The organism is Ensifer aridi (genome assembly GCF_002078505.1).
Lineage (GTDB): Bacteria > Pseudomonadota > Alphaproteobacteria > Rhizobiales > Rhizobiaceae > Sinorhizobium > Sinorhizobium aridi.
The window spans coordinates 1-13,752 of sequence record NZ_LUAV01000018.1; the positions used below are offsets into that span (position 1 = coordinate 1).

The following is a 13,752-nucleotide window of genomic DNA, read 5'->3' on the forward strand; positions in this document are numbered from 1 at the left end:
GTGGGAGATCTATTCCGATATAGTCGGGTTGCTCCACCTGATCACTGTTAAAGGCTTTGTATGCCTCTTCCACCGCACCGATGACTTCCGTCATGCCGATTAGCCGTCTTACTTCATCCTTCTTAAGCAGCAGCGTTTTCATGCATGACCTTTCTATTTGGCATCGGCACAGCACGCCCAGCACCGCAATCACGATAGTGGGAGAGCCGGGAGATTAGTGGTCGGATTAGCCTCGACCGGAAGCAGATTGTTCTGTATCGCATAGAGGCTTTGGCAGAGAGTTGCAGCCGGCGCCTTTCCGAGTGCAGGCATCGGCGTATAGGTTCCGTCACGGTCGGCACAAGATACGGCACAGGCGGAAAAGCTTAGCGCGAACGCGTGGCGCATGTCCGTATGTCGGGAGCAACTGCTGTCTTATGCGGGTTACCTTGAACCTTGAAGACACAGGCCGGAACCGCATCATGACCAACGAAGCGATCATTCTCGAGAAGATGACACCAAAGCACCTGGACAGGGCATTGGAACTGTCCCGCCAGGTCCAATGGCCGCATCGGCGCGAGGATTGGGAACTGGTTCAGTCAATCAGCCAGGGAATCGTCGCACTCGAAGAGGATCGCCTCGTCGCGACCGTCATGATGACACCCTATGGCGATGACGCCGCCACTATCAACATGGTCATCGTCGATGCCGCGATGCGCGGCCGCGGCCTCGGCCGGAAGATGTTGGAAGAGGCGCTTGCCAAAGCGGGAGAGCGCACCTGCTATCTGGTGGCGACGCAGGAAGGTCTTCCGCTCTACGAGAAAGTGGGTTTTGCTGTGACCGGAGAGACCGTGCAGCACCAGGGCGTGCCGTTGCGGGTTGAGGCGCCGGCCCATGTAACATGGAGCGAGAGCGGCGATCATGCCAACCTGGTGGCGCTGGATCGCGCGGCAAGCGGTCATGACCGTACGGCATTGATGGAGATTCTGCGCGAGAGGGCAAAGTTCGCTGTCATTCGGGATGCCGGCGAGATCCAGGCCTTCGCGGCGATCCGGTCTTTCGGCCGTGGGCTGGTCATCGGACCGGTGGTAGCGAGGAATGATTCCGAAGCCAGGGCCCTGATCGATTTCCTGCTCGCCCATCACCAGGGCAGGTTCGTCCGCATCGACACGGATGTCTCCTTGGATCTTGCAGGATGGCTCACCGGGCGCGGGCTCAACCACGCCGGCTGTGGGATCAAAATGCGACGTTCCGGGGCCGCGTGCGGGCAAAGCAAGCCCACGCATCACCGCAACTACGCGCTGGTCAGTCAGGCACTCGGTTGATCTTGGTGGAAAAAGGACTCGCTTGTCGAACTCGACGGTGCCATCCGCTCCATCCGTTCGCCCCGCCATCGCGGCCATGATGCGACCGGGCTGACGCAACCGATATAAGCTGCCGAAACGGGTTCGCGGGTCTGTGGTGTGTCACTGTCGGATATGGGCAGGACGGCATCTCACCCAACGTCGCGAGACCACTGCCGCTATAGCGCTTGATACATAACGAGGGCGTCAACGTAGCCATGCGTCGGGTGCCTGAAAGCGCCTGGCAATCTGCCCACAACTTCAAAACCCATTTTCTGCCATAGCGAAACAGCTCGCCCGTTGGTGCTCACCACGAAGTTGAACTGCATCGCCCGATACCCCTGGGTGCGGGCGGTTGCCATTGAGTGTTCACACATACTACGTGCGACGCCTTTACCGGTCGCATCAGGCGCTGTGACGTATCCACAATTGCAAACATGCCGACCACCGCCAGCCTGATTGGGACGCATGTAATAGGTGCCTAGAATGGTGCCCGCCTGCTCGGCAACGAAGACTTTCTTGTCTGCTCCCATCCAGTAGGCAAGAGCCTCTGCCCGGCTCAGGTTGCGATCGAGCGTATAAGTTTCTCCCGCACGGATCACGGGCTCGATGATTGACCAGATGGCGGGAGCGTCAGTGGACGAGGCGGAGCGAATATGCATGGCGGCATGATTAGCCTTTGCGGCAGGTGCTGAGAAGCGGGTCATGGTGGTCCTTTGCTGACTGGGAAATGGCGGCTCCGCCCTCGGCGCCTCGACGGTTGCATCACGATGATCAACTTTCAGATGGCGGAGGCGGCACGGGATCTTTACGGCAATCGAAGGAGGGAGCAGAAGATACTGCAATTCCCCGCTTCCGCCGCTTTGAAATGGCGGGTGCATCTATTCTCCAGTCCGCCGGTTCTTCGGTTGTCGTCTCTCATCAATCTACCGGCACGAGATGCCGGCTGCTCATCAATGCCAGACGGCCGCCACACCGCCCGCATCGAGGTCTGCCACGACGTTACTGCTGGAACAGACTTGCCAGCGGCAAATGAGCTTTGACCAGGGGCGATTTCAGCACGACGAAGCTGAAGTACTTGTCGATGCCGATCTCCGAATCGAGGAGCCGCTCCATCAGCGTCTGATACTCTTCGATTCCTGCGGTGACAAATTTTACGAGAAAATCGTAGCCTCCCGAAACCAGATGGCACTCGATGACCTGATCGACCTTCTCGATCGCAGCAAGAAATCTCGCGAAGTCGACTTGACGGTGGTTCTTCAGCGTGATTTCGGTGAACACCGTCAAGGTCTGGCCCAGTTTTCCGATATTGATCTGCGCAGAATAGCCCTCGATATAGCCCTCGGCCTGCAGCTTTTTCACTCGCAGCAAACAGGGACTTGGCGAGAGATTGACCATTTCCGAAAGCTCGACATTCGTCATTCGGCCATTCTTCTGCAATGCGTTGAGTATCTTGACGTCGATCCGATCAAGTTTCATGGCTTGCTCCCGCTGATGAGGATGGCGCGGATGTCGTTGATGTTGGTGAGAGTTGGGCCGGTGACCACGAGATCCCCGATGGCCTGGAAGCCGTATAACTATCGTGGCGCGCGGCTTCAGCCCAAGGCTCGTCGGAGCCTCGCAGCTGCTGCAAGCGCCAGAGCGGGCGCCGCCACGACACGTACTTCTGCTGGCGGCTCCAGGGCCTTCGGCGTTTCTTCCCCTTACTCGAGCACCCGAAGGGTTGCCGGCGAATGCCTTTCCGGCGCCGATCACGACACATCTGCCTTTCGGCGGCGGCGGCAGATGCGGCGGGACGATTAACGCCGGGTCGGCACTGGCGACAGCAGCGTCAAAGATCTGGCGCAATGCCTTCCTTGCTTTCTGATCGTCCGAGATCATTGTCGGCCACCTGCCCTAGACGTTACAGGAGTGGATCGCGTCGCAGACCGCCTCGGTGACCTCGCGGGTAGTGGCGGAACCGCCCACGTCAGGGGTAAGGATCCCGGCGCCGGTCACCCGCTCGACAGCGCGCATGAGGCGGGCCGAACCCTCCTGCTCGCCGAGGTGGTCAAGCATCTGGGCAGCAGTCCAGAAGGCGGCAACCGGGTTAGCGATGCCTTTGCCGGTAATGTCGAAGGCGGAGCCGTGGATCGGCTCGAACATCGACGGAAAGCGGCGTTCCGGATCGATGTTCGCCGTCGGTGCAACCCCCAGGCTACCGGCAAGCGCGCCAGCGAGATCGGAGAGAATGTCGGCGTGCAGGTTGGTTGCTACGATGGTATCGAGGGTCTGCGGCTTGAGCGTCATCCGGACCGTCATGGCATCGACCAGCATCTTGTCCCATGTCACGTGCGGGAATTCTTCCGCTACCTCGGCGGCGATCTCGTCCCACATGACCATGCCATGTCGCTGGGCATTCGACTTCGTAACGACCGTGAGCAACTTGCGCGGGCGGGATTGGGCCAACCTAAAGGCGTAGCGCATAATGCGGGAGACGCCGACGCGGGTGAAGATGGCGACCTCGGTGCCGACCTCTTCGGGAAGGCCGCGGTGGGCGCGGCCGCCATGGCCAGAATATTCGCCTTCGGAGTTCTCACGCACGATCACCCAGTCGAGGTCGCCAGGACCGCAATTGCGCAGCGGGGGAGTTATGCCAGGCAGGATCCTGGTTGGCCGGACATTGGCATACTGGTCGAAACCTTGGCAGATCGGCAATCTGAGCCCCCACAGGGTGATATGGTCCGGAACATCCGGTGCTCCGACCGCGCCGAAATAGATAGCGTCGAATTTCTTGAGCTGCTCCAGCCCATCCGAGGGCATCATCACGCCATGTTTCTTGTAGTAGTCAGATCCCCAGTCGAAATTTTCGACGGTGAATTTTACGTCGCCGAGTCGCTTCTCCAGGTTCGCAAGAACCGTCCGGCCGGCGGCGATCACCTCAGGTCCGATGCCGTCGGCGGGTATGGTTGCGATGGAGTATTCACGCATCAATCTTCTCCGTGGCGTTATTCGCTCAAATTGGCTGGCAGCGGCCGTTACTGCGCCTTCGGCGCCATGCGATTGGCATCGACGCCGCGACTCCGCCGAAAAGCAGACTCTGGCGGAGCCGGAGAGTAAGCACCCGAGATGGTGCTTGCTCCGCGTCGAACCGGTGGCACCGGCATCCACAGCGCCGCCTGGCAAGTTATGGGAGCGCTGTCAGCGTTGATCGAGCAATTTGATCTGGAGATCTTCCCAGTGCTCCTGGAACGCCTCTCGCGCCGTATCGTAGTGGCGGCTTCTCAAGCTGTTGATAAGCCGCTCGTGTTCTTCCGCCATTTCTTCGGCAGTGGCGTAGAAATCCTGCCGCTGTGCGAGGAGAAGCTCGATCTCGCCCTCGAGGTCTGAATAGGTTCGCTTCAGCCGAGCGCTGCCGCTAGCGGCGATAATTGCGCGGTGGAAGTCACGGTCCGCAGCAACCAGCAGGGATCTGTCGGAGGATAGAGTCGACCTGTGCATAACCTCGACCGCCTCCAGCGCCTGAGATGGGATGACGCCGGTCAGCACGATCAGACGAATGGCCTCGCCTTCGATGGCGCCGCGCACGCGTGTGATATCGACGATATCGTCGGGCCCGAATTCAGGCACCACAAAGCCTCTGTTCGGTATCTGACGCAGCAGGCCCTGCGTGACGAGCACCTGGGCTGCTGTACGGAATGTGTGCCGCGAGGTCGAATGCTCCTCGCACATCTTCACGTCGCGAAGGAACTCGCCCGGTTGGAAATCTCCCGACAAGATGCGCCGTCGCAAGGCGTGTGTCAGGATTTCCACCGCGCTAGCGGGCAAGGGCTCGACATTCATCTCAAGATCTTCGGCTTGATTCTTGGCGTGCAGCGTCGGCATGGCTTTTGCTCGTTGATTTTTGCATACCTACGCCACATGCGGCGGCGTAGGGCAAGGGAGATGATATTGTGCTGCCCGGCTGCATGGTGGCGGGTCCTGGATCTGCACGGACCGAAGCGCCTCGTCCACTCCCTCGAGCAGACGCGCCGCGTTGGCCGATGTGAAGATGAGCGGGGGCCTGATCTTCAGGATATGCGCCTCCGCTCCCGTCGCGGAAATGAGGATGCGCCGGTCGCGCAGGGCATTGACGGCTGCAAGCGCACGGTCCATGTCCGGCGTTTTCCGGTCTCGATCCTTGACGAGTTCGACGCCGAAATAGAGGCCGGTCCCGCGAACATCGCCGACGAACTCATATTTCGTCTGTAGATCCCGGAGGCCGTCGAGGATTTCGCCGCCGACCTTGGCGGCGTTGTCCAACAGGCCCTCTTCGAGGATCGTGTCGAGCACGGCCCTTGCAGCGGCGATAGCGACGGAGTTGCCGCCAAACGTGTTGAAGTAGCGCATGCTGGATCCGAACTCGGCGACGAGTTCGGGCCGCAGGACTACGCCGGCAACGGGGTAGCCGTTGCCCATGGGCTTGCCCATGGTGACGATGTCCGGATCGACCTTGTGCCGGGAGTGACCCCAAAAATGGCTGCCGGTCCGCCCGAATCCGGATTGCACCTCGTCGGCGATGAACAGGCCGCCCGCCTTGCGCACCACTTCCGCCACCGGCGCCAATACGTCCGTCGGATCGACGTAGAGACCATCGGAGGAGAAGACGGAGTCCGCGATGAAGGCCGCCATGCCGCCGCCATGCCGCTCCATGTCGGCGATCTGCCGCGCGACATCCTCCGCCATCCGCCGGCCAATTTCCTCGACGGGCAGGCGATAGGAATCCGGCGCGGCGACCGTGCGAAGATAGGGATCCAGGGCCGACTTCTTGCCGAGCGACGGCGAAATTGCCGCCACCGCGCCGCTGTTGCCGTGATAGGCTTCGGCCGTGACGATGACGCCGGTCTTGCGTGTGTGGTAACGCGCGATACGCAAGGCGAGATCGTTGGCTTCGGAGCCGGTGCACGTGAACATCGCGCATCCGGTCCGCCCGAGTTCGCCACCGAACGTATTGATCAGCGCTTCAGCATAGTCCAGCAGGGGCTCCTGCATGTAACGCGTGTGGGTACAGAGTACCTCGAGCTGCTTCTGGATCGCCTCGACGACACGCGGATGAGAGTGCCCCAGCGATACCACGTTGTTGTAGGCGTCGAGATATTCGTTGCCGTGCCTGTCATAGAGGAAGACGCCCTTGGCGCGGGAGACCTCAACCGGCGACTTGTAGAAGAGCCGATAAGCGGGCCCGAGCAGCCTTTGCCGCCTGGTGATATGCGCCAGATCTTCACTTGTGAGATGAGACGTGTCCTGAGGGTTGAAGCCATTTGGCATGTCGCCACGGAAGCCCTTGGGCAGGGTGGTCGTTTGCTTGGACATTACGGTTCCTATCGTGTCAGAAGATCGGAAATCTGTGCGGTCGAAATCGAGTGGAACCACTCGAGGTGGGCCCAGCCGGCTTCGGTGTTGCGCAGGATATAGCGGCTATTCTCGGGGAAGATTTCGGCGCGCCAGCACGTCAGCAGCGCACGGACAGCAAGACGGCCCATCGACAGGAAGGGGATGAGCCGGAGTTCCTCGTCCGTCAGGTCGGCGTGGCGGAGATAGCCGCGCAGAACGTCGCGCGGTTCGTCGAACAGGTCACGCCGGTTCCCATGGTCGAACGTTTTTGGCATCTGATTCATCAACGCCGTGGAGACATCGACGGCGATGGCGGTACGGACCGCATCGCCGAAGTCGATGACGCCGGTCAGGAACTGCGGGCTGGCGTGATCGACAACCAGGTTCGACGTATTGAAGTCGTTGTGGAGCACCTGCCGCCGGCACAGGTCGAGGCTCGGCTTGACTTCGGCAAACCGCTCGAGCGCCCGGACGGTCCAGGCCCGCTTGCCGCCCGCGGGGATGAAGCTCAACAGATCGGTGAGATCGAGCAGATGGGTGACGTCCCATGCCACCGCCCGGCCGTCTGCGGGATGCGAGAAATCGGCCATGGAATGACGCAGCTTTGCCAGGATTTCGCCGATCCGTTCGCGCTGCGGGGCTGTGGCAGATGTCCGATCGAGCGGAGTGCCGGGAAGGAAGGTAATGAGCCGCACCACGCGCCGCTCGCCGGCACTGGTAGTGACGATGGGCAAATCCGCGCCGCCGAGGTCGCGAAGTGCACGGGGGATGGGTAGATCAGGGGCCCGCTGCTCGAGATGACGCATCAGCGCGACCTGGAAATCGAGCTCCTCCATCCGCTCGGAAGGATGAGCGATCTTCAGCACGAACTTCCCACGAGCCGGGCAATTGAGGAGGAACGTGTCGTCTTTCTCGGTTTCAAAGCGCGTGGCCGAGCCCCGCGCGCCATATAGCCGTTCGGCGATTTCTTCGGCTTCCGCAGCGCCCACGGGATGGCACGCCTCGCAAAGCTCAGGGGCGCGGGCTGGCCCATACTGATGCTTGTGATCCATCTTCAACTCATTCAGATCCTGCCTCGGGAATGGGCAGCTCGATGGCCTCACTATCGCACATCCCACTTTTTGTACAACAATTTTATTTTTTCCGGAGATTTCTTCCCGTTGGGATGGATCTCTTTCTGCCGAATGATGGTCGACGGCAGCTGCCGAACGATGGTCGACGGCAGCGCAGGGCATGCCGATGAAATTCTTACATAACTTTGCAGTTTGGGGCGCTTTAGCTATATATTCGCGTCAGTTTGCTGTTGTTTGGATGCGGCGCACGCAAGCTGTAGGCAAGTGCCACGGCGACCGGCCAACGGAAAAAATTGTTGGACAATATGTTGCTATCGCCGAAAAGTTATGCCAGTGTGCTCGCACTGGCCGGAATGCAGTTACGATGATTGGATAGGCACCCTGTGCCGCGAAAGTTGGAAGGAATACACGCCATGACTCAATTTCGACCGAAGTACGTCACCTTCGACTGCTACGGCACGCTCACTAATTTCGACATGGCCGGCGCTGCGCGACGCGTCTACGCCGAGCGTCTCTCCCCAGAAGCGATGGCCAGCTTTGTCGAGGCTTTCAGAGGCTATCGGCTTGACGAGGTGCTAGGGCCGTGGAAACCTTTCCTCGAAGTGGTGCACAATTCCGTCGAACGCAGCTGCAAACGCATCGGCATCCCGTTCAAACCCGAAGACGCGCAACGCATCTATGACGAAGTGCCAACCTGGGGTCCGCACCCGGACGTCCCAGCTGGCCTGTCCAGGGTGGCCAAGGAAATTCCGTTGGTCATCCTGTCGAATTCTATGAACAGCCTGATCATGTCGAACGTGGAAAAGCTGGGCGCGCCCATCCATATGGTGATCACGGCAGAAGAAGTCGGGGCATACAAACCTCTGATGAAGGGCTTCGAGTACATGCTCGATAAGCTGGGCTGCGGGCCCGAAGACATTACTCATGTGTCCTCATCCTTCCGCTACGACCTGATGACGGCCTATGACCTGGGCATCAAGAGCAAGGTCTGGGTCAACCGCGGCCATGAGCCGGCCAATCCCTATTACGAATACACCGAGATCAAGGATATCGGCGGGTTAGCCGCCGCCGTTGGCCTGGAGCCAGCCCTCAAGCCCGCCTGAAAAACTAGCGCTCAGGCGCTATTGCTACTTTGAGACCGGGGCGGTTCATTCGCCCCTTCTCTTTATCGTTCGAAGGGGAGCAAGCATGCCTTTCGGGGACCCCTTCCGCACGAGTGACCTGCTGGCGTTGGAGGACGGTGTGATCCGAACGTGACGCAACGGCATGTCGGGCTCGACGCGTCTGTTACGCCCCGCTATCGATGTCCGCTTTCGAGTAACCGGGGCTCTCCTCAACGACCGTTTGGGGCGCACAGCGGTCGTCCTCGAAACATGCGGGAGTGACTGGACCGGGTCGATCTTTCCGGGTCCCATTTATCCTGACAGCTCGACGGGTTCGCGGGTCTGTGGTGCGTAATGCCGGATACGGCCAGGACAGCATCGCCATCCAACCCGAACGCCAACTCGTGTATAGCGCTCGAAGGCGGCGGGAGCGTCAGTGGATGTGGCGGGGCGGATATGCATGGCGGCATGTTCTGCATTTGGAGCAGGTGCTGAAAGGCAGGTTTACAGTGTTTTCATCCTCTATTGGCTGGGAAATGGCGGCGCCGCCTTTTCGGAGTCTCGACGGCCGGATCACCGTTCACGCGCAATCGAAAGGGCTAAGCTGACTTCTGGTCCAGAATTTTCTGCTGACGAACCGAGGGATCCGACCGATGAAACGGCTGGGACCGGCCTACGATTGCTCATAAGCGAAACCGATCCCCGCCAAAAAAGGACGAAGCGCATGGCCACCTTCCGCCCGAAATACATCACCTTCGACTGCCACGGCACGCTGATCAACTTTCAGATGGCGGAGGCCGCACGTGATCTTTACGGCGACCGAATGAGCGAGCAGAAGATGCTGCAATTCATCGCGGACTTCTCAGCGTACCGGCTCGATGAAGTCATGGCCGACTGGAAGCCCTATGCGGAGGTGGTCCATAACGCATTGGCGAGGACCTGCAAACGCAACGGCGTCGACTTCAAGGACGAAGACGCCCAGATGGCATACGAACGCGTTCCCACCTGGGGGCCGCATCCGGACGTTCCGGCTGGGCTTGCCAAGGTGGCCAAGGAAATTCCGCTGGTCATCCTGTCAAATGCAATGAACTCGCAGATCATGTCCAACGTCGAGAAGCTCGGCGCGCCTTTCCACGCCGTTTACACCGCCGAAGAGGCTCAGGCCTACAAGCCGCACTTCCGGGCCTTCGAATATATGCTCGACATGCTTGGCTGCGGTCCGGAGGACATACTGCATTGCTCCTCCTCGTTCCGCTACGATCTGATGTCCGCACATGACCTCGGGATCAAGAACAAGGTTTGGGTCAATCGCGGTCACGAGCCGGCCAATCCCTATTACGGTTATACCGAGATCGCCGGCATCTCGGAATTGCCAGGCGTTGTCGGGCTCTGAGGAAGCCTGAATTACATGTGAAAACCTCTCTTCCAGCGGCCCGATAACGGACCTCGGTTTGCCGGAGTGTCGAGGGCCGATGGAGAGCCATTACGGTGCTGCCGTGTTCGGCGGTGGCATCACGGACCCGGCGCGGGCGAGGTAATCCCAGGGCCGGGACCGAGACAATCGTGCTGGAGGCGGGACGGTGGTCCGCCCGCCTCCAGCAGAAATCGCCCGACCTTATCAAGGCTGGGCGCAGCGGAATGGATGCCATCTCGACGGTCGCTTGTCGGATGAGCATGCTGCCCGGTCCAAACAGTGCGAGGTCTCAATCTTGGGTGCTTGTAACGATGCGCTTCCAGACGACGGCAAGGGTCATCTCGACGGCACCCAGTCGGTCGGCACGCCTTTCACCGAAGTGTATTTTCGGGCCGCGGCCGCTATTCTGGCGACAAAGCCAAGCGCTGCGGAAGCGTGCGTGTCGGGTGAGCTGCTACTACGCAACTACGGCTTGACGGGAACGACCATAGTCCTGTCCTCGGAAGTCGAGTGTACCGCGGACGTCACCTTGTTGAACGGCGATCGGTTGATCCTCAAAACGTCATCGCGGCCGCAAGGGAGAGACAGTTTCCGCTTCCAGGTTGCGGCCCTTGCAGGGCTGGAAGGCGCTTCCGGTTTCGCAGCACCTCATATCGTGCGTACCAGGGGCGGCACGCTGATGTTCGAAGAGGAGGAGATTTGCGGCTACCTGCAGACCCGACTTCCGGGGGTGCCGCTGCACGAGGCGAACGCAACTCCGGACGTCCTTTACCAGGTCGGCCAGGCGCTTGCTAGGCTCAGTTTGGCTCTCGAGCCTCTGAAGTTGCCCGCCATGCACCGCCCAGTCCTTTGGCATGTCGGATGTTGGCCGAGGTTAATGGAACTGGAGAAGCACCTGCCTTCAGGGTCCGTTGCAGATTCCGTGCATCTTGCCATGAGCAACTATGTCGAGCTTATCGAGCCGCAACTGCGCGAGGTAGGATGGCAGGTCACGCACAATGACCCTAGCCCGTTCAACACACTCTTGACCGATAATGGCGTCGCGTTCATCGATTTCGGCGACGGTTGCTGGGGCCCACGGATCCAGGATCTCGCGATTGCGGCAAGCCACGTCGTGACGGACCCGTCTTTGGCTCTGGGCGGCGCAGAAAATCTCATCGCTGGTTATGCTTCGGTAACTCCGCTTTCCGCGCTCGAGGCAAAGCTGCTCGTCGGACTGATAAAGGCGCGGCAAAGCGCCCTCATCCTGATCAACTACTGGCGAGCCGGGCTGTTTCCGGCCGAGGCAGCATATATCAAGAAGAACGTGGCCCGAGCCGAACGCGGGCTCGCTATCCTATCGGCGTTAGGCGTCGGGGAGGCGGAGATGGCTGTGCATCGCGCGGTGCCTTAGTTCGGCGTTGCCGAAGGCACTCCGAGTGCTTCGTCACTCGCCTTGGAATCAGTACCGTAACTCGCGACCTTCTCGCGGTGGAAACTTAAGCAGGATCAAAGCTATGTCCACAGATCTCATGCCCAACCGCTTTACCCCCGGGGAAGCCACAATTCCCCCCCGCGAATCTGAGCTGATCGCCCGGCGCGACAACGTACTGGGGGCCTCCTACAGGCTTCAATACCGCCGCCCGGTGCATTTCGTTCGGGGCGAGGGGATATGGCTCTACGATCCCGACGGGCATCGCTATCTGGATTTCTATAACAATGTGCCATCTCTCGGGCATTGCAATCCCGAGATCAACGCTGCCATGGCGGAACAAGCCAGCCGCATGAGCGCAAATACCCGCTACCTCGAACCGAGCCTTGTCGACTATGCCGAACGGCTCGTGGCCACCTTTCCCCAGGAGCTGAACCGCGTTGTCTTCACCTGCACGGGTAGCGAATCGAACGATCTGGCGCTCCGGATCGCCCGCCTGACCAGCGGCAGCGAGGGCGTGATCGTCTCTTCCCATGCCTATCACGGCACCAGCGCGGCCACGGCGATGGTGTCGCCCAACCTGGGCGACGCCGTCAAGCTCAGTCCTGCCGTCCGCATGGTGTCTCTACCAGGCCCAGCAGGCATCTCGGAAGCGCAGGCAGCGGGCTTCTTTGAAGCGCAAGTGCGAGCCGCCATTACAGACCTGAACCGGCGTGGCATTGGGGTTGCGGCCCTGCTCATCGACAGCATTTTTTCGAGCGACGGTGTCTGGGTGGACCCGCCTGGCTTCATCGCCGGCGGCGTTAAGGCCGTGCGGGAGGCGGGCGGTCTCGTCATTGCCGATGAAGTGCAGCCGGGATTCGGACGGACGGGCACGTACATGTGGGGTTTTGAGCGGCACGAAGTTGTTCCGGACCTCGTTACCCTCGGCAAGCCCATGGGCAATGGATTTCCAATCGGCGCCGTCGTCGGCCGTAAGGCACCGATGGATCGCTTTGGTGCTACTGCCCGCTACTCGAACACCTTCGGCGGCAATACCGTTGGAATCGCGGCAGCTTACGCCGTCCTGACTATTTTGCATCGGGATCGGATCCCCCAGCATGCGCTAGCCATGAGTGAGCGCCTGAGGCTGGGGTTGGAGCATCTTGCCAAGCTGCACTCCGGTATTCGCGGCGTCCGAAACGCCGGGCTGTTCTTCGGCATCGACATCGGGTTGGATGGAGCGGGAGAGGCCAGCCGGCGAGCCATGGCTTTGGATATCGTAAACCTGATGCGCGACGATGGCGTTCTCATCAGTACGACGGGCGCCAACGAGGATACGCTGAAGGTGCGCCCGCCGCTGATTTGCCAGGCGGAGCATGTGGATCGGTTCCTCAAAGCCATGGAAAGCGCGCTCAAGAAGGCCGTTGCGTAGGTGTAACGTCGGCTGCGCCGGCAGCCGAATAGGCCGGCGCCATCATCAACGAAAGCTAAGTCGATGAAACTCGATCGGATCGACATCAAAATCCTGCACGTGCTGCAGCAGAACGGCCGAATGACAAATGTGGAGCTTTCGGAGGTGGTGAATCTATCGCCGAGCCCCTGCCTCATGCGCGTGAAGAAGCTGCAGTCGGAAGGGTATATCGAGGGCTATTCGGCGCAGATCAATGTCGGCAAGTTGGGGCAGACGTTAACGGTGTTCACCGAGGTGACGCTGAAGAACCACCGGCAGATCGACTTCACACGCTTCCTCGCCGCCGTTGAGAAGATCGATCAACTAATCGAATGCCATGTGGTCTCGGGCGGCTACGACTACCTCTTGAAATTCGTGACGTCCGGGATCGGCGAATATCAAGAGATCATGGAGCGGCTGGTCGAGTTGGACGTCGGCATCGACAAATATTTCAGCTTCGTCGTGCTGAAATCGCCGGTCGTGAAGGGGCGCCTGCCGCTGACGAACCTGTTTCGCCCATAGAATCTCATCAACACTTCGCCCTTTGCTCCGACGGCGGCGGGCGTTTCGATCTCTAGCGAGAAGGCGCACCGCCATGAAATTCCTGTCCTACTGGCACGATGCCGCCCCGGCATTCACCGGGGC

11 protein-coding genes and 3 pseudogenes are annotated in these 13,752 nt (G+C 60.2%); 7 read left to right on the forward strand and 7 right to left on the reverse strand.

All coding sequences use genetic code 11. The annotated features are described in order from the left end of the window. A pseudogene (locus AYK65_RS31760) lies at positions 1-142 on the reverse strand (ornithine cyclodeaminase family protein); the annotation flags it as partial. 319 nt (positions 143-461) lie between these two features. Between AYK65_RS31760 and AYK65_RS17185 the strand changes: the two are divergent. Next, the gene (locus tag AYK65_RS17185; protein WP_081159240.1) at positions 462-1,304 is read left to right on the forward strand and encodes a GNAT family N-acetyltransferase; all 843 of its coding nucleotides are present in this window, start codon (positions 462-464) and stop codon (positions 1,302-1,304) included. A 197-nt stretch (positions 1,305-1,501) separates the two neighbouring features. On the opposite strand, the gene AYK65_RS17190 is transcribed toward AYK65_RS17185, so the two are convergent. Further along, positions 1,502-1,984 carry a GNAT family N-acetyltransferase gene (locus tag AYK65_RS17190; RefSeq protein ID WP_026617068.1) on the reverse strand — a complete coding sequence of 161 codons (483 nt, stop codon included), beginning with the start codon at positions 1,982-1,984 and terminating at the stop codon, positions 1,502-1,504. Positions 1,985-2,092: 108 nt separating this feature from the next. On the opposite strand from AYK65_RS17190, the pseudogene AYK65_RS33655 reads away from it, so the two are divergent. Next, positions 2,093-2,170 (forward strand): annotated as a pseudogene (locus AYK65_RS33655) (haloacid dehalogenase type II); the annotation flags it as partial. Between the two features lie 154 nt (positions 2,171-2,324). On the opposite strand, the gene AYK65_RS17195 reads toward AYK65_RS33655, so the two are convergent. The 5 genes and pseudogenes from AYK65_RS17195 to AYK65_RS17215 form a co-directional block, all read right to left on the reverse strand. After that, positions 2,325-2,801: an Lrp/AsnC family transcriptional regulator gene (locus AYK65_RS17195; RefSeq protein WP_026617069.1), complete on the reverse strand. Its 477-nt coding sequence runs from the start codon at positions 2,799-2,801 to the stop codon at positions 2,325-2,327. Between the two features lie 417 nt (positions 2,802-3,218). Further along, on the reverse strand, positions 3,219-4,292 hold the full coding sequence (locus AYK65_RS17200; RefSeq protein ID WP_081159101.1) for a tartrate dehydrogenase: 1,074 nt from the start codon (positions 4,290-4,292) through the stop codon (positions 3,219-3,221). 210 nt (positions 4,293-4,502) lie between these two features. Continuing rightward, on the reverse strand, positions 4,503-5,186 hold the full coding sequence (locus AYK65_RS17205; protein ID WP_041413758.1) for a GntR family transcriptional regulator: 684 nt from the start codon (positions 5,184-5,186) through the stop codon (positions 4,503-4,505). A 99-nt stretch (positions 5,187-5,285) separates the two neighbouring features. Beyond that, positions 5,286-6,653 (reverse strand): annotated as a pseudogene (locus AYK65_RS17210) (aspartate aminotransferase family protein); the annotation flags it as partial. Positions 6,654-6,661: 8 nt separating this feature from the next. Beyond that, entirely contained in the window at positions 6,662-7,663 is a 1,002-nt protein-coding gene (locus AYK65_RS17215; protein ID WP_139793217.1) for a phosphotransferase, read from the reverse strand. A 497-nt stretch (positions 7,664-8,160) separates the two neighbouring features. Here AYK65_RS17215 and AYK65_RS17220 point away from each other — a divergent pair, with 497 nt between their 5' ends. The 5 genes from AYK65_RS17220 (at position 8,161) to AYK65_RS17240 (ending at position 13,629) form a co-directional block, all read left to right on the forward strand. Continuing rightward, a complete protein-coding gene (locus tag AYK65_RS17220; protein WP_026617074.1) occupies positions 8,161-8,850 on the forward strand; it encodes a haloacid dehalogenase type II in 690 nt (229 codons plus the stop codon). A gap of 724 nt (positions 8,851-9,574) precedes the next feature. Beyond that, positions 9,575-10,243, forward strand: coding sequence for a haloacid dehalogenase type II (locus AYK65_RS17225; RefSeq protein WP_081159242.1), 669 nt, complete (start codon positions 9,575-9,577; stop codon positions 10,241-10,243). Between the two features lie 316 nt (positions 10,244-10,559). Then, the gene (locus AYK65_RS17230) at positions 10,560-11,657 is read left to right on the forward strand and encodes a phosphotransferase enzyme family protein (RefSeq protein WP_026617076.1); all 1,098 of its coding nucleotides are present in this window, start codon (positions 10,560-10,562) and stop codon (positions 11,655-11,657) included. Positions 11,658-11,760: 103 nt separating this feature from the next. After that, positions 11,761-13,089, forward strand: coding sequence for an aspartate aminotransferase family protein (locus tag AYK65_RS17235; protein ID WP_081159104.1), 1,329 nt, complete (start codon positions 11,761-11,763; stop codon positions 13,087-13,089). A 63-nt stretch (positions 13,090-13,152) separates the two neighbouring features. Next, positions 13,153-13,629: an Lrp/AsnC family transcriptional regulator gene (locus tag AYK65_RS17240; RefSeq protein ID WP_046117151.1), complete on the forward strand. Its 477-nt coding sequence runs from the start codon at positions 13,153-13,155 to the stop codon at positions 13,627-13,629. Positions 13,630-13,752 lie beyond the last annotated feature (123 nt).

Bases quoted from the DNA above. Each gene is read 5' to 3' on its own strand.
- AYK65_RS17185 (WP_081159240.1), top strand. From the start codon at position 462: ATGACCAACGAAGCGATCATTCTCGAGAAGATGACACCAAAGCACCTG.
- AYK65_RS17190 (WP_026617068.1), bottom strand. From the start codon at position 1,984: ATGCATATTCGCTCCGCCTCGTCCACTGACGCTCCCGCCATCTGGTCA.
- AYK65_RS17195 (WP_026617069.1), bottom strand. From the start codon at position 2,801: ATGAAACTTGATCGGATCGACGTCAAGATACTCAACGCATTGCAGAAG.
- AYK65_RS17200 (WP_081159101.1), bottom strand. From the start codon at position 4,292: ATGCGTGAATACTCCATCGCAACCATACCCGCCGACGGCATCGGACCT.
- AYK65_RS17205 (WP_041413758.1), bottom strand. From the start codon at position 5,186: ATGCCGACGCTGCACGCCAAGAATCAAGCCGAAGATCTTGAGATGAAT.
- AYK65_RS17220 (WP_026617074.1), top strand. From the start codon at position 8,161: ATGACTCAATTTCGACCGAAGTACGTCACCTTCGACTGCTACGGCACG.
- AYK65_RS17225 (WP_081159242.1), top strand. From the start codon at position 9,575: ATGGCCACCTTCCGCCCGAAATACATCACCTTCGACTGCCACGGCACG.
- AYK65_RS17235 (WP_081159104.1), top strand. From the start codon at position 11,761: ATGTCCACAGATCTCATGCCCAACCGCTTTACCCCCGGGGAAGCCACA.
- AYK65_RS17240 (WP_046117151.1), top strand. From the start codon at position 13,153: ATGAAACTCGATCGGATCGACATCAAAATCCTGCACGTGCTGCAGCAG.